Origin of the sequence: Brachybacterium sp. Z12, assembly GCF_014400405.1 — a bacterium.
Lineage (GTDB): Bacteria > Actinomycetota > Actinomycetes > Actinomycetales > Dermabacteraceae > Brachybacterium.
This window is the reverse complement of the sequence record NZ_CP060496.1, coordinates 104,766-123,953: the sequence shown is the minus strand read 5'-3', so window position 1 is coordinate 123,953 and position 19,188 is coordinate 104,766. Positions and strand designations below refer to the sequence as shown.

The window sequence follows — 19,188 nt, the reverse complement described above, 5'->3', positions numbered from 1 at the left end:
CTGGTCCCGCCATGGGTCAGGATCCCTCCGTGAACGCGCCGTAGTCCTCCTGCAGGGCGTCAGCGGCGGCGGCCGGCTCGGCCTGGCCGCCGATGACCTCCTGGATGGTGGCGCCGGCGGTGTCGGCGAAGGACGGGGTCGCGTAGTCGAGGTAGGGCAGCAGCGTGCCCTCGGTGGAGACGGCGTCGAACGCCTCGTAGATGTCCTTGTTCACGCCGGAGTCCGGGGCGAGCTCCGCCGCGCGGTTGACGGGCATGCCGCCGTTCTCCGCGATCATCTCCATCGCGTCATCGCTGGTGATGAAGTCGATGAACGCAGCGGCGGCGGCGGGGTTCGCGGCGGCGGCGGGGATCGAGAAGGGGATGCCGGTGCCGCCGGTGGTGGCGACCTTCCCGTCGACCCCGGGCGGAGGTGCCATGAACCGCAGGTCCTCGCCCATCACGGCCTCCATGTCGGGGCCGAGCCAGGAGCCGCCGATGAGCAGCACACCGCTGCCCTCGGCGAAGGCCGGCCAGGCATCGTCGTAGGCGAGGCCGTTGGGCGAGTCGCCGAGGCGCCGCTGCTGCCCCATTCCGCGAGCTGGGTGAGCGCGGTGACGTTCTCCTCGCTGGTCCAGTCGGCGCCGGCGTTGCCCATGCCGAGGGTCACGATGGTCTCGGAATCGACGAAGCCCGCCTGCAGCGGACCGAAGACGTGCAGGGCCGGCCACTGGTCGAGGTTGCCGAGCATGATCGGCTGCTCGCCGGCCTCCAGCGCGGTCTCGACCAGGGAGAACACCTCGCCCCAGGTGGTCGGCGCCTCGAGGCCGAGCTCGTCGAGCTTCGCCTGGGAGTAGTAGATCCCGCAGACCTCGCCGGTCTGAGCGAGGCCGTAGAGGCTGCCCTCGCCGAAGGTGACGCCATCGCCCGAGTAGCTCATCTTGCCCAGCACGCCGGGCGTGAAGCGGTCCGTCCAGCCGTAGGCCTCGGCGTAACCGGTGAGGTCGGTGAGCAGGCCGTCGGCCACGAAGGTGCCCATGTCGCCGCGGGCGTTGTTGACCTGGAGCACGTCCGGCACCTCATTGCCGGACAGCGCGAGGCCGGTCTGCTGCTGGAGGTCGTCGAAGGACTGCGAGTTCCGGTCGATGGTGACGTTGGGGTGCTTCTCCTCGAAGGCGCCGATCAGCGCTTCGATGGCGTCGTTCTGTGCGCCGCGGACCTCCTGGTCCCACACCACCAGGGTGATGTCACCCAGCGCGGAGATGTCGGTGTCGACCTCGTCGGCCGCGGGAGCGGGGGCTTCGCTGCCACCACTGCCGGAGTCCGAGCCGGGGGCGCAGGCGGCGAGGACGCCGATCCCGCCGAGCACGGCAGTGCTGCCGAGGAAGTTCCGTCGTCGCATGTTCTCCTCCAGAGATGCTCGCGCTGCCCGGCACCCGCGCGGGCTGCGATCGGTCCGACGTCCTGCGCCGGTCACGCCCCCATGATCGCACTCCGCCGGTGCTACGGTGACGGCGCTATGAAGCTCGCCATCCTGGGCGGCGGAGGATTCCGCGTCCCCCTCGTGTACGAGGCCGTCGCCACTGCGGCCACCGGCCTGCAGGTCGACGAGATCGCCCTGCACGACGTCGACCCCTCGCGCCTGCGCACCATCACCGCCGTGATCGAAGGACTCGGCGCACAGCTGAGCGCCGCCGGGCCCGCGACAGCATTGCCCCGCCTCACCGCCACCACCGACCTGCGCGAGGCCGTGGTCGGCGCCGACTTCGTGTTCTCCGCCGTGCGCGTGGGCGGTGCCGGGGCCCGCACCGTCGATGAACGCGTAGCACTGGACCTGGGCCTGCTGGGCCAGGAGACCATCGGCCCCGGCGGGCTCGCCTACGCCCTGCGCACCATCCCCGTCGCACTCGACATCGCCCGCGTGGTCGCCGAGGTTGCGCCGGACGCGTGGGTCATCAACTTCACCAACCCCGCCGGGATCGTCACCGAGGCGATGCGCACCGTGCTCGGTGATCGGGTCGTGGGCATCTGCGACACCCCCATCGGCCTGGTCAGGCGGGTGGGAAGGCTGCTGGACGTGGATCTGGTGGCCGGAGAGCGGGGGCCGACGGGATCCCCGCCGCCTTCGACTACGTGGGGATGAACCACCTCGGCTGGCTGCGCTCGGTCACGCTCGACGGCCGAGACCGGCTGCCGGGACTGCTCGCGGACGACGCCGCCCTCGACGAGATCGAGGAAGCACGCCTGATCGGCAAGGACTGGGTGCGGGCCGACGGCGCCCTGCCGAACGAGTACCTGTTCTACTACCTGCACACCTCGGAGGCGATCGACCGGATCACCGGTGCCGCGACCACGCGAGGGGAGTTCCTGGCCAAGCAGCAGGGCGACTTCTATCTCGCGGCAGACACCGCACAGCCCGAGGGCAGCGAGCCGAACCCGCCCTACGACTCCTGCTGCACGTCCCCGCTGGACCTATGGCGCTCCACCCTCCACGAACGAGAAGCGACCTACATGGCCGAGTCCCGGGACGAGGAGCGGCGCGAGGAAGATGTCGCCGGGGGCGGCTACCAGGAGGTCGCGCTGCGGCTGATGACCGCGATCGCCACCGGCCGCTCCGAGCGGATGATCCTGGATGTCGGAAATGCTCCTGCGGGCAGCGACGCCCCTGCGGAGGAGCGGATCATCCCCGAACTCCCGGCCGATGCCGTGATCGAGGTGCTGTGCCTGGTCGACGGTGAAGGCATCCACCCCAGCCGGTGGCCCCGGTGGAGCTGGGAAGGCTGGGCATGATGAGCGCCCTGCGCGCCTCAGAGCGCAAGATCCTCGAGGCCGCGACGACAGGCTCGCGCGCGGCCGCCTGGCAGGGCTTCTCCACCCACCCGCTGGTCAGCTCGCCCACGCTCGGCGCGCAGCTGCTCGACGGCTACATCGCCGGGCACCCCCAGATCGCGGAGCTGTTCGGCGAGCGCTGAGCACTCCCACCGCCGCAGCTCCGCGATCAGAGCGCTGCGCTCAGATCACCGGGCTCAGATCACCGGGCTCAGAAGCCCGGGTTCGCGGGATCCGCGCCGATCCGGCCGTCGGCGCGATCCAGAGCGTTGATCTTCTCGATCTCCTCGGCCGTGAGCTCGAGCTGGACCGCGGCGAAGTTCGAGACGATCCGCGCGGGAGTGACCGACTTGGGGATCACCACGTTGCCGATCGCCAGATGCCAGGCGATGATCACCTGACCGGCGTCGGCCCCGTGCGCGGCGGCGATCTCGGTGATGACCGGGTTCTGCAGGATGTCGCCACCCTGACCCAGCGGGGACCACGCCTCGGTGAGGATGCTCTTCTCGGCGTGGTACGCACGCAGCTCTGCCTGCTGGAACTCGGGATGCAGCTCGATCTGGTGCATCACCGGCACCACACCGGTCTCAGCGATGATCTCCTCGAGCTGCTCGAGGGGGAAGTTCGAGACGCCGATCGACCGGGCCTTCCCTTCCTGCTGGAGCTCGATCAGCGCCTTCCAGGACTCGAGGTACTTCCCGCGCTGCGGGCTCGCCCAGTGGATGAGGTAGAGATCCACGTAGTCCATGTCGAGTTCGGCGAGAGAGGCCGCCAGCGCTTCCTTCGCGGAGTCGAAGCCCTGGTCGCCGTTGTCCAGCTTGGTCGTGATGAACAGGTCCTCGCGGGAGACGCCCGAGGCCTTCACCGCGCGGCCCACGCCACCCTCGTTGCGATAACTGGCCGCGGTGTCGATATGCCGGTACCCGGCCTCGATCGCCTGGCGGACCACGTCCGCGGCGACATCATTCTCGACCTGCCACACGCCGTAGCCGAGCTGCGGGACGGACGAGCCGTTATGGAAGGGAGCAGTGGGAACAGTGGTCATGCGTGAGCCTCCTGGTATGCGGTTGCCCAGTACTCTACGGCGCTCCCGTGTCACGGGCACTCCCCGGCCGGCCCGATACGGTGGCGGGGGTCCCTTCCGAGGCGCCCCGTCCTGGCGGCCAGGGCCGACCCCTGCCGAGGACCGCGCGCCGTGCGGGACTCCCCTCCTGCGTGAGACGAGTGTGATCTGTGAGCCTGTCCGTGGCGTTGACCCTGATCGGCCTGGTGCTGCTGGCCGCGGTGATCCAGCGTGCGGCCGGGCTGGGCCTGGGCATGCTGTTCGCCCCCTACGCGGTGGTGCTGATCGGTGCGCATGAGGGGATCATGCTCGCGAACTTCCTGGGCACCCTGATGCCGATCCTGCTGCTGCCGCGGATCTGGCCCCAGATCCAGTGGCGCACCGTCGCCTGGATCGGGCTGCCCGCGGTCGCGGTGATGCCGGGCGCGGCGTGGCTGTCCTCCATCTCCCCGCCCGGCCCGCTCTACATCGTCACCGCCTCCCTGGTGCTGCTGAGCCTGCTGATCTCGGTGGCGCTGGTGCGGGTGAACACCACCGTCGAGGGACGCGCCGCGCAGGTCATCACCGGGATCGGCTCGGGGCTCGGGACCGTGCTCGGCGGCGTCGGCGGACCGGCGGTGACCGTCTACGCGGCGCTGTCCCGCTGGCCGGTGCTGCCGATGGTCGCCACCCTCCAGCCGCTGTGGATCCTGATCTCCTCGGTGTCCTTCACCTCGAAGCTCGCCTGGGACGACGGCAGCTGCCGGACCTTCCGTGGTGGGTGTGGATCACGATGGTCGCGGTGGTGATCGCCTCGATCTTCCTCGGCGAGGCGGTGCAGGAACGGCTGAGCGAGCAGACCATCCAACGCTTCGTGATGGTGCTCGGCTTCGTGGGTGCGCTGCTGGCGCTCGGCACCGGGGTGTCGCTGCTGGCGGGGTGAGCAGGCACGTCATGAGCACACCTTCGCACCTCCTCGAAAGGCCGCAATGAGCATCCTCCTGCCCCGCATCGCCATCGCCGGTATCGCGATCGAGTCCTCGACCTTCACCCCCTACCGCTCCAGTGCGGCGGACTTCGAGGTGCGCCGCGGGACCGAGGAGATCCTGGCTCGGTACCCCTTCACGGCGCCCACCGCCCAGTACGTGGGCGTGCTCCACGCCCGGGCTCTGCCGGGTGGGCAGCTGGACCGCGACACCTACGAGGGATGGAAGGCGGAGATCGTCGCGGGGCTGACCGCTGCGACCGAGGCCGCGCCGCTGGACGGCTTCTTCTTCGACATCCACGGCGCGATGAGCGTGGTCGGTCTGGACGATGCCGAGGGTGATCTGATCACCGCGATCCGCTCCGCGATCGGCCCGGACACCGTGGTGGGCACCGCGATGGACCTGCACGGGAACGTCTCCGAGATCTTGTTCGAGGCGTGCGACCTGCTGACCTGCTATCGCCATGCGCCGCACATCGACGCCTGGGAGACCCGCGAGCGCGGTCTGCGCGACCTGGTGGTCGCGTCCGCGAAGGTCGCGGCAGGCGGCGCGCGCCCGCACAAGGCCCTGGTGCACCTGCCGATCCTGCTGCCCGGGGAGAAGACCTCCACCCGCATCGAGCCGGCCAAGTCGCTGTACGCCCGCATCCCGGAGCTCACCGCCCGCGAGGGCGTCACCGACGTGTCCTACTGGATCGGTTTCGCCTGGGCGGACCAGCCTCGATGCAAGGCCGCGATCGTCGCCTTCGGGGACGATGCCGGCGCCGTCGAGGCCGCCGCGCTGGAGCTCGCCGGTGCTGTCTGGGACAAGCGCCACGACTTCGAGTTCGTGGCTCCCACCGGGACCTTCGATGAATGCCTCGAGCAGGCTGTGGCCTCCGACCAGCGTCCCTTCTGGATCTCCGACTCCGGGGACAACCCCGGCGCGGGCGGGGCCGACGACACCACCTACGCCCTGGCCCGCCTGCTGGCCCGGCCCGAGATCCGCTCCGGTCAGGTCAGTGCGCTGATGGTCTCCCTGGTCGACCCGGAATCGACCGACGCCGCGACCGCTCTCGGCCTCGGGGACGCGGGGAGTTCACCGTGGGCGGGCGGATCGATGCCCGCGAGCCGGGCCCCGTGGCGCTGCGCGCCGAGGTCACGGCACTGGACCAGGCCCCGAACACGGGACGCTCAGCCGCGCTGCGCGTGCTCGACGACGACCGGGAGACCGGCCTGTCGGTCGTGGTCACCGGGCGGCGCTCGCAGTGGGCCACCCGCTCGATGTTCGAGCGGCTGGGCCTGTCCATGACCGGCTTCGACGTGGTCACGGTGAAGATGGGCTACCTCGAACCCGATCAGTACGAGGCGGCCGCAGGCTGGCTGCTGGCCCTCACCCCGGGAGGTGTGGACCAGGACCTGCTGCGGCTCGGGCACTCCCGGATCGACCGGCCAATGATCCCCTTCGACGCGGAGATCCCGGCGCCGACGGCGGCCGACCTCATGACCGGCAGGGACTGAGTCTGGTGGTTTGCGCCTACCGCTGAGTCATGTGCGCCCCAGCGCCGAAAGGGGCACGGAGGCGCTCATGACTCGGCCGTGCCCATCGCAAGGCGCGCGGTGGGGCTCCACCCTGCCCCTCACGAGTCGACGAGCGTGACCTCGAAGGAGTACCGCGAGGCGCGATACACGTGGTACCCGTACTCGACGACGGTGCCGTCGTTGGCGAAGGACTTACGCTCCATGGTCAGCAGCGCCGCACCCAGCTCCTCATCGAGCAGCTCGGCGTGCTCCTCGTCCACGCCGCGCTTGCGCACCAGCATGCCCTTGCCCACGAGCTCCTGGATCCCTTGCCGCACCGTCGGCCGTGAGAGGCGCAGCCGCTTCGACAGAGCCAGCTCGTTCTCGAGCCGGCTGCCGGGGGTGAGCACGCCGTTGCGGATCGCGTCCTCGATCCCCCGGCCAGCTGCAGGTACAGCGGGGTCTGGCTGCCGCGTTCCACCGTGAGGTCGAGCGTGATCGGACCGCTCTCGGCCGTGATGGCGTCAGTCTCCACGACGCCCTCCTTCACAGGTCGGGTCGGCCCAGCACGTGACCGGGCAGCGGTTCGCCGAGGTCACTGCGACCACGGACATCTTCATCCCGGAACGGCCGATCCCCACCAAGCTCGGGGTGGGCCACGGCGGCTTCGAGATCGGGGACGAGCGCGGCCCGGTGCAGAACGAGGACTGGGTGGCCGCGCTGGGCACGCTGTCCGGCGGAGCGCATGCCACGCTCGAGTCCTCGCGGGCGGCCCGCGGCCACCGCAACGACTACGCGCTCGAGGTGTTCGGCACCGAGGGCTCGGCCCGCTGGTCCTTCACCCGGATGAACGAGTTCGAGGTGATGATCGGCGAGGGCGGCACCGAGCACGGCTACACCACCGTGTTCGCCGCCCCCGGCCACGGTGACTACGCCCGCTTCCAGCCCGGCCCCGGCATCCCGATGAGCTTCGACGATCTCAAGACGATCGAGGCAGCCGCCTTCCTCTCGGACGTCGTGCACGGCACGCAGCGGGCCCCGAGGGCGGCCGACGGGCTCTCCGCGGCGGAGATCTGCGAGGCGATCGTGCGCTCGGCGGCATCGCGGTCCTGGGAGCAGGTTCCACAGGACTGAGTTCGCGCCCCGCGAATCTTCGGACGTTGCCCAGTGGCTCGCGATAACCTTTCGGCACGCCCAGGACGAGGCTCGCATGGTGCCGGAAGCAGTGACAGCACAGCTCCCCCACGCCATACCGGGGGCGTCCACCACGCCTCGAGGAGGACAGCGGGAACCAGTGAGCGCAGGACATGACCCGTCGGCCGAGCGGCCGACCAGTGGGAACAGTCGCTTCCCCGATCCTTTCGCGCCCGTTTCCGGCGACCCCGAGGCTGATGCGGAGCTCGCCTTCGCTCCCGGCGACCAGGATCTGCCGTGGAAGGCCACGGCGGAGCGCCGCGACCTCTGGGGACCGCTCGAGAAGCCGCTCGAGGGGAAGATCCACTCCCCGCATCGAAGGACGTGAGCCGCCCGCGCCGCTCACCGCTGGTGCGCTTCGGCGCGCCGGTGCTGCTGGGCGGTCTGGCCGCGGTCGCGACCGTGGCGGTGGGGCTCGGTGCCGCGCTGGCCGGCCCGCTGCTGGTGCTCGCCGCGGCCGCCGGCATCGGCGCGGTGACCCTCGGCGGCAGCGCACTGGTGCTGAACGCGCCGCGCCGCGGCCCGGGTGAGGTCCCCGTGCTGGGTGCCTCGGTCCCCGAGAGCACCCGTGCCGTGCTCACCCGGATCCTCGAGGCCGACGCCACCACCCGCGAGCGCATCACGCAGCTGCGACCGCAGGCCTTCGTACCCGCCGCCACCGAGGTGCTGGATGACGTGCAGTCCCTGATCACCCGGATCGACGCGCTCGTCGGCTCCGAGCAGCTGCAGTCGCTGCGCCCCTCCGCGGGCGAGGTGACGATGCTCGAGGGGATGGCCACCCGTTACGTGCCCGAGCTGGTCGACGCCGCGAGCGACACCCTCGGCTTCCTGCAGACCTTCGAGGGCTCCGCCCGTGAGGAGGCGCTCGAGAACCTCGAGAGCATCGATCGGCAGCTGCATGTGCTGGCCGAGGGGGTCGAGCAGATCGAGAGCGACATCGTCGGCGGGGTCTCCCGCTCCCTCGAGGTGCATTCCGAGTTCCTGCGCACCCGCTTCGCCGATCAGCACCTGAACCCGATCATCGACGTCTGACCCACCCCTTCACGAACGACTTCCACCCACCGCACCGCCCAGGAGGCACCGATGGACAAGCTGCAGCCACCCACCCCCGCCGAAGAGATCACGCCCGCTGAGCCGGTCGAGCAGATCAGCGACGACGACGCAGTCTCCGTACTGCCCGATCTGCCCGCCGAGCAGCAGCAGGAGCTCGAGCAGCGGGCCGACGCCTGGGTGGACCAGGTCGCTGACCTGAACCCGCACTCGCAGGAGTTCACCGCGCAGGTCAACGCGCTCGGCGCGGTGGCCCGCCGCACCTTCGAGCGCACCAGCCAGACCTCCTCCCGCTTCATGCAGCAGTCGCTGCGGGAGTCGAAGGAGAAGGGCAATGCGCAGGCGTCGGTCGCGAAGTCCCTCTCCGAGCTGCGCACCACCATGGAGGACCTCGCCCCGAAGGACGAGACCTTCGCCGAGAAGGCGCTGTCCTTCCTGCCCGGCCGCAACATGGCCAAGCGCTACTTCCGCAACTTCGAAACGAACCAGGATCAGCTGGATCAGGTGCTCGGCGCGCTCAGCCGTGGCCAGGAGATGCTGCAGAAGGACAACGCCGAGCTCTCCGTCGAACGCCGCGCCCTCTGGGAGGATCTCGGGGCGCTGCAGAAGGCCGCCTACCTGCTGAGCCTGCTGGATGACCGCACGGTGCGCCGCGCAGAGCAGCTCCGAGGCGAGGGCAAGGCGCAGGATGCCGACGCGATGGAGCGGGACGTGCTGTTCGCCGTGCGTCAGCGCCGCCAGGATGTCGCCACCCAGATCGCCGTCACCGTGCAGGCTTACCTGTCGATGGGCCTGATCGAGGACAACAACACCAAGCTCCAGCAGGGTGTGGAGCGGGCCCGCACCACCACCGTCACTGCGCTGCGCACCGCGGTGATCACCGCCCAGGCGCTCGAGAACCAGAAGATCGTGCTGGACCAGATCGATGCGGTCAACCGCACCACCGACGATCTCATCGGCCGCACCTCGCAGATGCTCGCGGACAACTCGCTGAAGATCCAGGAGCAGGCTGCGACCTCGGGCGTCTCCCCGAGACGCTGCAGAAGGCCTTCGACAACCTGTTCACCACCATGGACGGGATCGACGCGTTCCGCACCAAGGCCAACGAGAACTTCCTGACCACGGTGAACAGCCTCGAGCAGCAGGTGCAGCGCGCCCAGCCGTACCTCGAGCGGATGCAGAACGAGCGCCCCGAGCACGAGGAGATCGAGAGCGCCGCGAGCCTGCTCGAGATCGAGGACCGGCCGTGAGGGGAGAGCTCTGATGGCCTCCGCGGTCACGGATCGCGCGATCAGCGCGATCAAGCAGATGGTGGTCGATGGGACGCTCAAGCCCGGCGATCGCCTCCCCACCGAGAGCGAGCTGTCCGAGACCATCGGCGTCTCCCGCAACTCGCTGCGCGAAGCGGTCAAAGCGCTGTCCGTCATCCGGGTGCTCGACGTGCGCCAGGGCGACGGCACGTACGTGACGGCCCTCGAGCCGGAACAGCTGCTGGAATCCCTCGCCTTCGTCCTCGACCTCCACCAGGACTCCAGCCACGTCGAGATCCTCGAGATCCGCCGCCTGCTCGAACCGGTCGCGGTCGAACAGGCCTGCCCCCACCTCACCGAGGACGACTTCGCGAAGCTCGAGCAGACGATGGCAGACCTCGACGCCAGCTCAGGCATCGAGGAGCTGGTCACCGCGGATATCGCGTTCCATCGTCTGATCAACCAGCGCTGCCCCAACGACTACCTCAGCACCCTGCTGGAAAGCCTCGCCGGCTCCACCGCACGGGCCCGGGTATGGCGCGGGCTCACCGACGACTCAGCGGTTGAACGCACCCTGTCCGAGCATCGGCGGATCCTCGACGCGCTGCGAGCACGCCGCCCGGACCTCGCCCGCACCTACGCCGCAGCGCACGTCGCGGGCGTCGAGTCCTGGCTGCTGCACCAGGGAGAGCCGCCGGCCGAGTGAGGCCGGCGGTCCGCCGCGGCGGGGCTCAGGCGGCCGGCAGGGCCTGCTCGCCGAGGCGCCGGTAGATGCGCGCCGCAGTGCCGTGCAGCATCGCGCGAGCCGCCGGCTCGTCCCGGTCGCGCACCTGAGCGAGCAGAGGTGCGAAGCCGCTGCTGAGGTCCAGCGAGCGCGGGGCGATCGGCCAGTCTGAGCCGACCATCAGGCGATCCGGCCCGAACAGGGTGAGAGCGTGCTCGACCGCCTCGGTGAAGTCCCCGTCGCCGCTGGTGGCGAGCCCGGAAACCTTCGCGACCACGTTCGGGCAGGCCGCGATCTGCTCCAGCTGCTCCTGCCACCGGCCCATCGCCTCTGCGTCGCCGAGCGGTGGCTTGCCCAGATGATCGAGCACCACCGTGAGCCCTGGATGGCGCTGCGCGACCCGCACCACCTGGCCCATGTGGCGCTCGAAGGCGTCAGGGACATCGAGCGGGAGGCCGGCCGCGGCGAGCAGGTCGAGCGAGCGGGCGACCTCGGGGCGGTCGAGGAATCCCGCATCGGGCTCGTCGTGCACCAGGTGCCGCACCCCCCAGGGTGATCGGTCCGGGCCGGGTCGGCGAGCGCCGCGCGCACGGCGCCTGGGTCCACGAGCGGCAGCCAGCCCACGACGTCCGCCCGGGCGATCCCCGCCCCGGAGTCCGTCGCGTGGGCCTCGATCGCACGGGCCGTGGCCTGCATGTGCGCGGTGTCCTCGGGGGTGTCGTCGGCCTGCACCAGGATCACGCGGGTGACGCCGTGGGCGCGCAGATCCTCCCGCACGTCCTCGATGCCGACCGTGCGGCGCAGCGGGGCGGGGGCCCCGGCGAGCCACGCGTAGGGGCTCGCCTCGAGATCCCACAGGTGCAGGTGCGCGTCGGTCACCGGGAGGGCGGGGATCATCGGGGCTCTGCCGTCTGTGCGACGTCCTCCCAGGCCGCGGCCGGGATCTCGGTGCCCATCCGCTGGGCGTTGGAGCGGACCTGGGCGGCGGTGCGCATCCCCAGCACCACCGAGCGCACGGCGGGGTGGCGCAGCGGGTGCTGGACGGCGAGGTCCGGGAGGGTCACGCCGTGCCGCTCGGCGATGCCCGCGAGTTCACGTGCGCGGGCGAGCAGCGCGGCGGGGGCCTGGGCGTACTCGTAGGTGGCGTCGTCGGGCACCTGGTGCTGGGCGAGCAGGCCTGAGTTGAACACGGAGACGGCCACGATGCCCACGTCGTGGCGCACGCACTCCTCGAGCAGCTCGGCGGCCTCGGCCTGCTCGAGCAGGGTGTACCGGCCCGAGAGCATGATCAGGTCGATCAGACCGGTGCGCACGGCCCGCAGCAGGACGGCGGTGTCCTTGGAGCCCACACCGATCGCGCGGACGAGCCCCTCCTCCCGCATCCGGGCCAGGGCGGGCAGCCCCTCGTCGAAGGCCTGCTGCGTCGGCCCCTCCTCGGGGTCGTGGGCGAACAGGATGTCGACCCGGTCCAGGCCCAGCCGCTCGAGGGACTCTGCGTGCGAGCGTCGCACCCCGGCCTCGGAGAAGTCCCATTGCCGCACGTGATCGTCGTCGGGGACGGCGAAGGCGTTCGCCATGTCGTCCCCGGTGCCGGGCCCGGGCAGCAGCAGTCGCCCCACCTTGGTGGAGACCAGGTACTCCTCGCGCGGATACCCGGCGAGGCGCTGTCCGAGACGGCGCTCGCTGGTGCCGATCCCGTAATGGGGCGCGGTATCGAAATACCGGATCCCGGCATCCCAGGCGGCGCTGACCGCGCCGCCGGCCTCCTCATCGGTGGTGGGCCGGTAGAGGTTGCCGAGCTGGGCGGCGCCGAAGCCCAGCCGGGGCAGCTCGAGGGCGGGGCCGCGGCTCATGCCTCGCCCGCCGTCGGAGCGTGCGCAGGCAGGGACCAGACGGGCCGGATCCCGGAGTCCTCGCCGCCGTAGTCGTCGACTACCTCGAGGAACTGGTTGATGTGCTCCTGCCAGCGGAGGTTCGCGGGGTCGCCAGCGAGCTGCCGTCGCATCGCGGAGTAGTCCTCCACCTCGACCAGGTGGAAGATGTCGCGGCCATCGCGCCAGATCCCCCAAGCGTGCACCCCGGCCGCGCGCAGGGCCGTGTCGACCTCGTCGGGGATGCGGGCGTGCTCGCGGTCGTAGTCAGCCTCGTGCCCCTCGGCGATGCGGGTGTGCAGGGCGATCCGTTCCATCGTCATTCCTTCCGAAGACACAGAAATCCTGATGTGCGGTGAGTCATGAGGCATTCTCGCCCACCGCTCAATCATCGGACCTATACGCTCATGCACATCCTGCTCGTCGACGTACTCGACGTCAACTCCTGCTAGAAGGGTTCGGAGCCCGGACCTCCTGCACCGCGAAGCACCGCGAGAGTTAGGATGACTGCGAAGAAGATCCCGACACTCGATGAGGAGTCATCCGTGAGCCAATCCCCCAACCGCGCGTGCACGATCCCGCAGCGGAGTACGCCGGCATCCGCGCCCTGGTGACCGGCGGGGCCTCCGGGATCGGTGCGGCGACGGCGTCCGCACTGCTGTCCCGCGGGGCGCAGGTCGCCGTACTCGATCTGAGCCCCGACGGCGCGCCCGACGGCGTCTTCGCCCTGCAGTGCGACATCTCCGTCTCCAGCGAGGTCCAGCAGGCGGTCGAGAGCGCCGCCGCACAGCTCGGCGGCCTGGACGTGGTCATCAACAACGCGGGGATCGGCGCCCAGGGCGACGTCACCGCGAACGACGACGCCGAGTGGGCCCGGGTCATGGACGTCAACGTGACGTCTGTGGCGCGTGTCATCCGATACGCGCTGCCCTACCTGCGCCGCTCGGAGAACGCCGCGATCGTCAACACCGCCTCCATCGCCTCCGCGATCGGCCTGCCGCAGCGGGTGCTGTACTCGGCGACCAAGGGCGCGGTGCAGTCCATGACCCTGGCCACGGCCGCAGATCTGATCGGGGAGGGCATCCGCGTCAACGCCGTCCTGCCCGGCACAGCGAACACACCCTGGGTGGGCCGGCTCCTGGACCAGGCCGACGACCCCGCCGCCGAGCGTACGGCCCTCGAGGCCGCCAGCCGCACGGGCGCCTGGTCGAGCCGGAGGAGGTCGCCGAGGCGCACTGCTACCTGGCCTCGCCCCGCAACAAGTCCACCGTGGGCGTGCTGCTCTCGATCGACGGAGGGGTGACCGGCGTGCGCGTGGCCCGCTGATCCACCCCGGTCCCGGGTCGCCGTGCCGCGGCCCGGGGCCGGACCGGACACGAGAGGGTCGACAGGCAATCGCCTGTCGACCCTCTTCTGCGCTCAGGCGCGGGCGCGGAAGGTCTGGCGCTGCTCGCCAAGACCCTCGATGCCCATCTCCACCACATCGCCGTCGGCGATGTACGGGAAACGGCCCGAGAGCGCGACGCCCTGGGGGTGCCGGTGTTGATGAGGTCACCGGGCGAGAGGACCATGTACTGCGAGAGGTGATGGACCAGCTGGGCGACGCTGAAGATCATGTCCGCCGTGGTGGAATCCTGGCGAGCCTCGCCGTTGACCGACGACCACAGGCGCAGCGCCTGCGGGTCGACCTCATCGGCCGTCACCAGGGCGGGGCCGACGGGGTTGAAGCTCTTGGCGCACTTGCCCTTGGACCACTGACCCCCGGACTCCGCGATCTGGAAGTCGCGCTCGGAGACGTCGTGGCTGGTGACGTAGCCCGCGATGACGTCCAGGGCCTCCTGCTCGTCGGCCAGGTAGGACGCCTCGCGACCGATCACGACCCCGAGCTCGACCTCCCAATCCACCTTCTCGGCGCCCGGGGGATCTCCACCTCGTCGTGGGGGCCGACGACGGTATTGGGGTGCTTGAAGAACACGATCGGGGTCGTGGGCGGCTCGGCGCCGGACTCGGCGGCGTGCGCGGCGTAGTTCTGGCCGATGCAGATCACCGCGGTGGGGCGGGCGATCGGCGAGCCGATACGCTCCGAGTCCGCATCGCTCCAGACCGGGAGCTCCCCCGCCTCGAGGGCGGCGCGCACCTTCGCGATGCCGTCGGCGGCCAGGAACTCACCGTCGATGTCTCGGGGTGATCCCGTCGAGGGAATAGGTGGTGCCCTCATGGACGAGGGCGGGCTTCTCCTGGCCGGCAAGGCCGAGACGACGCAGCTGCATTGTCACTCCGTTTCAGGGGGTCTCGGCACCTCGCCGAGGCGTACAGGGGGTCTCCAGTCTCCCAGCAACTGGCGCGCCGTGGGCAACTGGACACCATGCAGACATCCGATGACTCAATGCCGAGACGCGGATTGTTACCGCACGGGCTCACGTGAGGCGCAAACGAGCGTCCAATGGGACCTCGCCAGTCCTCGGAGGTCTTCGTCGCTGAGGCTCAGCGCGCGATCAGTGCGACTCACGATGCACCTCATTGCCGCTGCCGCCTCGCAGGAAGTCGAGGTCGGCGCCGGAGTCGGCCTGGGTCACGTGGTCGACGTAGAGCTTCTCCCAGCCGCGCTCCGGGCGGGCGAATCCGGCCTCGGAGGCCTCGCTGGGTCGACGCGCGGCGAGCTCCTCCGGGCTGACCTCGATATCCAGACGTCGCCCGGCGACATCGAGGACGACGGTGTCGCCGGTGCGGACCAGGCCCAGGGGCCCTCCGTCAGCAGCCTCGGGCGTCACATGCAGGATGACCGTGCCGTACGCCGTCCCGCTCATCCGACCGTCGCTGATGCGCACCATGTCGCGCATCCCGCGTTCCAGCAGCTTGCGCGGCAACGGCATGTTCGAGACCTCGGGCATGCCCGGGTAGCCCTTCGGGCCACAGCCACGGAGGACGAGGACCGAGTTCTCGTCGACCTCGAGCTCGGGGTCGTCGATCCGTGCGCGGAAGTCCTCGATCGAGTCGAAGACGAGCGCCGGGCCGCGATGCTGGAGCAGCTCGGGCGTCGCCGCGGACGGCTTGACGATCGCGCCGCCAGGGGCCAGGTTGCCCCGCAGGACCGCGATCCCCGCATGCTCCTGGAGCGGCCGACCTCGCGGGAAGATGACGTCCTCGTCCCACACCGGGGCAGCGGCGAGGTGCTCGACCAGGGGCCGTCCGGACACGGTCAGCGGCGTCGGGTCCAGCAGGTCCTGCACCTCGCGCAGCACCGCGAGGAAGCCTCCGGCGCGGTGGAGGTCGTCCATCAGGTGCGTGCCCGAGGGCTGCAGATTCACCAGCAGCGGCACGTCGGAGCCGATCCGGTCGAAGTCGTCCACAGAGAGATCCACCCCCAGCCGGCCGGCGATGGCCAGCAGGTGCACGACCGCGTTGGTGGATCCGCCGATCGCGGCCAATGCGACGATCGCGTTGTGGAAGCTCTGCTCGGTGATGATCGCTTGGGGGTGAGTTCGGCTTCGACCATCTCCACGATGCGCCGCCCGCTCTCGTGGGCTCCCACGAGCAGACGCGAGTCGGGGGCCGGGGTGCCGCCGAGACCGGGCATGACCATCCCCAGCGCCTCGGCCATCAGCGCCATGGTGGAGGCGGTGCCCATGGTGTTGCAGTGCCCCTTGGAGCGGATCATGGACGACTCGGAGGTGAGGAACTCCTTGGCGGAGAGTTCTCCGCCGCGCACGTCCTCGCTGAGCTTCCACACATCGGTGCCGCATCCCAGGGCATTGCCACGGAAGGATCCGGAGATCATCGGGCCGCCGGGCACCACGATCGCGGGCAGACCCACCGAAGCCGCCGCCATGAGCAGCGCCGGAACAGTCTTGTCGCAGCCGCCGAGCAGCACGACCGCGTCGACGGGATTGGCGCGGAAAAGCTCCTCCATCTCCATCGCCGCGAGGTTGCGCCAGAGCATGGCGGTGGGACGCACCTGCGTCTCACCGATCCCCATCACCGGCAGGTCCAGCGGGATTCCGCCCGCCTCGTAGATACCGTTCGCGACAGACTTCGCGATCTCCCCGAGGTGCATGTTGCAGGGCACCAGGTCGCTCGCGGTGTTCGCGATGGCGATGTGGGGACGGCTGCCGTCGAAGGCGGAATCCGGCAGTCCTCGTCGCATCCACGCGCGATGGATGTAGGCGTTGCGGTCGTCTCCGACGTACCACTGGGAGCTCCTCAGCTCGGACATCGTCACTCCCCTCAGGATGGTGCGGTCAAGGTACTTATCATCCTACGTCTACCGGGCCCCTCAGCTCGTCAGTTCGAGACTGACACCGGAGAATCGGAATCCCCGCCAGGTCCGACCGTGCCGAACTTCGGAGAGTTAGGATGTCTGGGCTTGGTCCTGCCGGGCCGCGGTGGCCGAGCAGAAGGAGGCGGGCGGGGGCGGATCAGCCCTCGCCGCGGCGCAGCACCTCATACACGATCGAGTCGTCGCGGCGGTCCCATCCCAGCTCGCTGCCTCGCTGATAGGTCTTCTGCGCGGAACTCGTGAGCGGGACCTCCTGGCCGACCTCACGGGCCGCTTCGGCGACCAGGCCCATGTCCTTGACGAAGATGGTCAGCGCGGAGCGGACGTCGTCGAAGGCACCGTCGACCATGCGCTGGCCGCGGTCGCCGAACATGAACGACGCCGCCGCGCCGGTGCCCAGCACCTCGTGGACCTGCTTCAGGTCCAGGCCCATCGAGTCGGCGAGAGCGAGCGCCTCACCGGCTGCGGCGATGTGCACGCCGCACAGCAGCTGGTTCACGATCTTGAACCGCTGGCCGTCGCCGGGCTTCTGCCCCACCACGGGGGCGTTCGAGGCGAGGGCGTCCAGCACAGGGCGCACGGCGGCGACGTCGGCGTCGGCCCCGCCGACCATCACCAGCAGGTCCCCGGTCGCCGCGCGGGCGGCGCCGCCGGAGACGGGCGCATCGACCACGTGGGAGGTGATGCCCTCGAGCGCCGTGAGGGTCTGCTCGATCGCGGCAGGGCCGACGGTGGACATGATCAGCAGCGTCGTCGCCTCCGTGAGGACCTCGCTGATGCCCTCCTCGCCGAAGAGGACGGCATCCAGCTGCTCGGGGGTCGCGACCATCGCGACCACGACGTCGGCTCCGGCAGCGGCCTCGCGGGCCGAGGCGGCAGGGGTGGCGACGTCACGCACGGCCTCGCGCGGGCGGCGGGGTTCAGGTCGAAGGCGGTGACGGGGAACCCGGCGTCGGCGGCGGTGCGGGCCATCGGGGTGCCGATGGCGCCCAGTCCGATCCAGGCGACGGAGGTGGGGGTGGTGGCGGGGTCAGTGGCAGTGGCAGCGGCAGTATCCATGGGAGCTCCTCAGCGGTCAGTGATGGGACGGGCGGGCCGCGACGGCGGCGGTGAGGGTGTCCACGACGTCGGCCAGGGCCTGCGCCCCGCCCACGTTGCCGGGGAAGACGACGTACGGCATGCCGAGGACCTCCTCGGGGGCCTGCTCGGCGGAGAACAGGGAGACCTGCCCGGCCCAGAACTGGCCCTCGACCGTTGCGCGGCGGATCCCGAGGCCGTTCGCGGCGACCTCGTGCGAGGTGATGCCGCCCTTGGCGACGACCCAGGCGGGCCGTGCCGTGCGCACCTTCTGGACCACCTCGACCACGGCGTCGGAGACGCTGCGGGCGATCGCGAGGGACTCGGCGGGGTCGTCGGTGCGCACCAGGTCACGGCTCGTGTAGAGCACGCAGTCGCTGCCGGCGAGCGCTTCTCGCACCTTCTCCACGAGGTCCGTGAGGTGCTGCTCGCGGCGCTCGTCGAGGACGGAGGGGACGTGGATCTCGAACTCGGTGAGGGTGCCGCGCTCCTGCACGGCGCGCAGCTGGGTGGTGGTCAGGCCCACGTGCGAGCCCACCACCACCAGGCCGTGATCGAGCCGGCCCGCCGGGATGGCGATGGCATCCGCGTCGACCACGCGCGCACCGGACTGGCCGGTCAGCGGCCGCACGAAAGACGGTGCGCAGCGGGTGACGTAGGTGCGGCCCTCGGCCTCGAGCACGGCCATCGCCTCGGCGACGACCTCCATGTCGGAGTACTCGGTGGCGTTGACGACCACCCAGGCCCGCTGGCGAGCACCGGTGAGGATCTCGCGCACCCGGGAGGGGCCGCCGGTGCGGATGTCCTCGAGGGAGATGCTGAGGACGCTCGCTGCATCGATCGTGCCGGCAGAGCGCTCGGCGAGGAACTTGCGCAGGTCGGAGTGGGTGTAGCCGAAGGTGGCGTCGCGGGCGAAATCGGTCTCGGCGACCTCGACCGCCTTCCCCTCCACCGTGGCGTAGTGGATGTCGCCCTCGGTGAAGCGGCCCGCCTCGATCATCGCCGGGCACAGCACGAAGGCGTCGACCTCGACCCCGTGGGCGGCGAGCTCATCGGCGATCGCGACCGGTTCGGCGATCACGTGCCCGCGCAGGGTGGAGTCCGAGCGGGAGACCACGTGCAGGCCGCTCGCGGGGATCCCGCCATCGAGCACTCCCCGACGATCCGCCGGTTCATCGCCACGGCCGCGTCCTCGTCCAGGGCACGGGTGTTGGTCAGCACGAAGCAGGCGCTGCCCGGGGTGGAGAGCACCTCGACCGGGATCGAGGGGTCGTCGTCGAAGGCCACGTCGATGCCAGCCACGCACTGCGAGCCGGTGGGGTCATCGTCGAGGACGAGCAGGCGGCGGGAGGGGGCGACGGTCACGAAGGCCTTCTTCCGAGGGTCAGTGGGTGGAACGGGAACAGGTGAGG

The 19,188-nt window shown here is 70.5% G+C and carries 21 protein-coding genes and 5 pseudogenes; 13 read left to right on the top strand and 13 right to left on the bottom strand.

Translation table 11 applies throughout. From position 1 onward, the window contains the following. Nucleotides 1-16: 16 nt before the first annotated feature. Together H3H54_RS00695 and H3H54_RS00690 are read right to left on the bottom strand one after the other, a co-directional pair. On the bottom strand, nt 17-487 hold the full coding sequence (locus H3H54_RS00695) for an extracellular solute-binding protein (protein WP_262425109.1): 471 nt from the start codon (nt 485-487) through the stop codon (nt 17-19). Continuing rightward, nucleotides 439-1,380 carry an ABC transporter substrate-binding protein gene (locus H3H54_RS00690; protein WP_262425108.1) on the bottom strand — a complete coding sequence of 314 codons (942 nt, stop codon included), beginning with the start codon at nt 1,378-1,380 and terminating at the stop codon, nt 439-441. Before H3H54_RS00690 ends, H3H54_RS00695 begins: the two co-directional genes overlap by 49 nt. A 117-nt stretch (nt 1,381-1,497) precedes the next feature. On the opposite strand from H3H54_RS00690, the gene H3H54_RS00685 reads away from it, so the two are divergent. The 3 genes from H3H54_RS00685 to H3H54_RS00675 are packed head-to-tail and all read left to right on the top strand — an operon-like array spanning nt 1,498 to nt 2,950. Next, entirely contained in the window at nt 1,498-2,121 is a 624-nt protein-coding gene (locus H3H54_RS00685) for a hypothetical protein (RefSeq protein WP_262425107.1), read from the top strand. Further along, nucleotides 2,118-2,768: a hypothetical protein gene (locus tag H3H54_RS00680; protein ID WP_262425106.1), complete on the top strand. Its 651-nt coding sequence runs from the start codon at nt 2,118-2,120 to the stop codon at nt 2,766-2,768. Before H3H54_RS00685 ends, H3H54_RS00680 begins: the two co-directional genes overlap by 4 nt. Further along, on the top strand, nt 2,765-2,950 hold the full coding sequence (locus H3H54_RS00675) for a hypothetical protein (RefSeq protein WP_262425105.1): 186 nt from the start codon (nt 2,765-2,767) through the stop codon (nt 2,948-2,950). The genes H3H54_RS00680 and H3H54_RS00675 overlap by 4 nt, the downstream gene beginning before the upstream one ends. A gap of 68 nt (nt 2,951-3,018) precedes the next feature. Here the strand turns inward: H3H54_RS00675 and H3H54_RS00670 are convergent, their stop codons facing one another. Beyond that, nucleotides 3,019-3,852, bottom strand: a complete 834-nt coding sequence (locus H3H54_RS00670) for an aldo/keto reductase (RefSeq protein ID WP_262425104.1) — start codon at nt 3,850-3,852, stop codon at nt 3,019-3,021. Between the two features lie 188 nt (nt 3,853-4,040). Here H3H54_RS00670 and H3H54_RS00665 point away from each other — a divergent pair, with 188 nt between their 5' ends. From H3H54_RS00665 to H3H54_RS00655, 3 genes and pseudogenes are all read left to right on the top strand, one after another. Next, complete coding sequence (locus H3H54_RS00665) at nt 4,041-4,658, top strand: TSUP family transporter (protein WP_262425103.1); 618 nt, start codon at nt 4,041-4,043, stop codon at nt 4,656-4,658. Next, a complete protein-coding gene (locus tag H3H54_RS00660; RefSeq protein ID WP_262425102.1) occupies nt 4,652-4,792 on the top strand; it encodes a hypothetical protein in 141 nt (46 codons plus the stop codon). The genes H3H54_RS00665 and H3H54_RS00660 overlap by 7 nt, the downstream gene beginning before the upstream one ends. A gap of 46 nt (nt 4,793-4,838) precedes the next feature. Beyond that, nucleotides 4,839-6,334: pseudogene (locus H3H54_RS00655) on the top strand (M81 family metallopeptidase). Nucleotides 6,335-6,453: 119 nt separating this feature from the next. Here H3H54_RS00655 and H3H54_RS00645 read toward each other — a convergent pair. After that, complete coding sequence (locus H3H54_RS00645) at nt 6,454-6,744, bottom strand: UTRA domain-containing protein (protein WP_395963140.1); 291 nt, start codon at nt 6,742-6,744, stop codon at nt 6,454-6,456. Nucleotides 6,745-6,904: 160 nt separating this feature from the next. Between H3H54_RS00645 and H3H54_RS00640 the strand changes: the two genes are divergently transcribed. The 6 genes from H3H54_RS00640 (at nt 6,905) to H3H54_RS00615 (ending at nt 10,534) form a co-directional block, all read left to right on the top strand. Then, a complete protein-coding gene (locus H3H54_RS00640; protein ID WP_262425100.1) occupies nt 6,905-7,468 on the top strand; it encodes a Gfo/Idh/MocA family oxidoreductase in 564 nt (187 codons plus the stop codon). Between the two features lie 160 nt (nt 7,469-7,628). Beyond that, entirely contained in the window at nt 7,629-7,856 is a 228-nt protein-coding gene (locus H3H54_RS00635; RefSeq protein WP_262425099.1) for a hypothetical protein, read from the top strand. Beyond that, nucleotides 7,853-8,560 (top strand): hypothetical protein, encoded by a 708-nt coding sequence (locus tag H3H54_RS00630; RefSeq protein ID WP_262425098.1) that lies wholly within the window; start codon nt 7,853-7,855, stop codon nt 8,558-8,560. The genes H3H54_RS00635 and H3H54_RS00630 overlap by 4 nt, the downstream gene beginning before the upstream one ends. 51 nt (nt 8,561-8,611) lie before the next feature. Then, nucleotides 8,612-9,697, top strand: a complete 1,086-nt coding sequence (locus H3H54_RS00625) for a toxic anion resistance protein (RefSeq protein WP_262425097.1) — start codon at nt 8,612-8,614, stop codon at nt 9,695-9,697. Further along, nucleotides 9,649-9,828, top strand: a complete 180-nt coding sequence (locus H3H54_RS00620; RefSeq protein WP_262425096.1) for a hypothetical protein — start codon at nt 9,649-9,651, stop codon at nt 9,826-9,828. The genes H3H54_RS00625 and H3H54_RS00620 overlap by 49 nt, the downstream gene beginning before the upstream one ends. Nucleotides 9,829-9,841: 13 nt before the next feature. Beyond that, nucleotides 9,842-10,534: a FadR/GntR family transcriptional regulator gene (locus H3H54_RS00615; RefSeq protein ID WP_262425095.1), complete on the top strand. Its 693-nt coding sequence runs from the start codon at nt 9,842-9,844 to the stop codon at nt 10,532-10,534. Between the two features lie 25 nt (nt 10,535-10,559). Here the strand turns inward: H3H54_RS00615 and H3H54_RS00610 are convergent, their stop codons facing one another. From H3H54_RS00610 to H3H54_RS00600, 3 genes are all read right to left on the bottom strand, one after another. Then, nucleotides 10,560-11,084, bottom strand: coding sequence for an amidohydrolase (locus tag H3H54_RS00610; protein ID WP_262425094.1), 525 nt, complete (start codon nt 11,082-11,084; stop codon nt 10,560-10,562). 361 nt (nt 11,085-11,445) lie between these two features. Beyond that, entirely contained in the window at nt 11,446-12,405 is a 960-nt protein-coding gene (locus H3H54_RS00605; RefSeq protein ID WP_262425093.1) for an aldo/keto reductase, read from the bottom strand. After that, the gene (locus H3H54_RS00600) at nt 12,402-12,740 is read right to left on the bottom strand and encodes an L-rhamnose mutarotase (RefSeq protein ID WP_262425092.1); all 339 of its coding nucleotides are present in this window, start codon (nt 12,738-12,740) and stop codon (nt 12,402-12,404) included. Before H3H54_RS00600 ends, H3H54_RS00605 begins: the two co-directional genes overlap by 4 nt. A gap of 251 nt (nt 12,741-12,991) precedes the next feature. Here H3H54_RS00600 and H3H54_RS00595 point away from each other — a divergent pair. Next, nucleotides 12,992-13,749: pseudogene (locus H3H54_RS00595) on the top strand (SDR family NAD(P)-dependent oxidoreductase). 93 nt (nt 13,750-13,842) lie between these two features. Here the strand turns inward: H3H54_RS00595 and H3H54_RS00590 are convergent. The 6 genes and pseudogenes from H3H54_RS00590 to H3H54_RS00565 all read right to left on the bottom strand — a co-directional run bounded on the left by H3H54_RS00590 (nt 13,843) and on the right by H3H54_RS00565 (nt 19,141). Next, nucleotides 13,843-14,693 (bottom strand): annotated as a pseudogene (locus H3H54_RS00590) (fumarylacetoacetate hydrolase family protein). A gap of 225 nt (nt 14,694-14,918) precedes the next feature. Continuing rightward, nucleotides 14,919-16,477 (bottom strand): annotated as a pseudogene (locus tag H3H54_RS00585) (dihydroxy-acid dehydratase). A 361-nt stretch (nt 16,478-16,838) separates the two neighbouring features. Next, nucleotides 16,839-17,312, bottom strand: coding sequence for an NAD(P)-dependent oxidoreductase (locus H3H54_RS00580; protein WP_262426357.1), 474 nt, complete (start codon nt 17,310-17,312; stop codon nt 16,839-16,841). After that, nucleotides 17,301-17,671 (bottom strand): annotated as a pseudogene (locus tag H3H54_RS00575) (NAD(P)-binding domain-containing protein); the annotation flags it as partial. The gene H3H54_RS00580 and the pseudogene H3H54_RS00575, both read right to left, overlap by 12 nt. Nucleotides 17,672-17,774: 103 nt before the next feature. Beyond that, the gene (locus H3H54_RS00570; protein WP_262425091.1) at nt 17,775-18,929 is read right to left on the bottom strand and encodes a four-carbon acid sugar kinase family protein; all 1,155 of its coding nucleotides are present in this window, start codon (nt 18,927-18,929) and stop codon (nt 17,775-17,777) included. Beyond that, nucleotides 18,854-19,141: a four-carbon acid sugar kinase family protein gene (locus tag H3H54_RS00565; protein ID WP_262425090.1), complete on the bottom strand. Its 288-nt coding sequence runs from the start codon at nt 19,139-19,141 to the stop codon at nt 18,854-18,856. The genes H3H54_RS00570 and H3H54_RS00565 overlap by 76 nt, the downstream gene beginning before the upstream one ends. Between the last annotated feature and the right edge of the window lie 47 nt (nt 19,142-19,188).